Annotated in this window: 1 protein-coding gene; it reads right to left on the bottom strand. The window is 72.0% G+C overall.

The genetic code is table 11. The features are described from left to right. On the bottom strand, positions 1 to 704 hold a 704-nt coding region (locus tag E4099_RS32600), incomplete at both ends, for a condensation domain-containing protein (RefSeq protein WP_135342673.1).

The raw sequence follows: 704 nt of genomic DNA, 5'->3' as shown, positions 1-704 counted from the left end.
ATCCTCCCCCAACACCCCCAACGACCACCCATCAGCCGCAATATGGTGCACCACCAACACCAACACACACTCCCGCGGCCCCAACACCAGCAAGGTGGCCCGCAGCGGGATCTCATGCGCCAGGTCGAAGGCGTACCGGGCCGCCGACGCGACCGCCGCCCGTTCCTCGGACCGGTCGATGGTGTGTTCTTCCAGGGTCGGCCGGGCGGCAGGGCCTTCGAGGATCCGCTGGCGCGGCACTCCCGCGGTCTCGGGAAAGACGGTGCGCAGGGCTTCGTGCCGCTCGACCACATCCGCGAGGGCGTCCCGCAGCGCCTGCCGGTCGAGTCGCCCCGTCAGGCGCACCGCCAGCGGGATGTTGTACATGGGTGAGGGCCCGTCCAGGCGGTACAGGAACCACAACCGCCGCTGCGCGTAGGACAGCGGAAGGGGATCCGGCCGGTCCACGGGCTCCAGGGGCGGGCGGACCTCCCCGGCGCTGCCCAGTTCCCGGGCCAGACCGGCGGCGGTGGGCGTCTGGAAGAGCGTGCGCACGGGCAGCTCCACCCCGAGACGTGTCCGTACCCGGGCTGCCAGGCGGGTGGCCAGCAGCGAGTGCCCGCCGAGTTCGAAGAAGTTGTCCTCGGCGCCCACCTGCGGCAGGTCGAGGGCCTCCGCGAAGAGATGGCACAAGATCGCCTCGGTGGAGCCGCGCGGCGGGCGGG

It is taken from the genome of Streptomyces palmae (assembly GCF_004684805.1).
Lineage (GTDB): Bacteria > Actinomycetota > Actinomycetes > Streptomycetales > Streptomycetaceae > Streptomyces > Streptomyces palmae.
The sequence above is the reverse complement of the archived record's forward strand: the minus strand, read 5'-3'. Positions and strand labels throughout refer to the sequence as shown.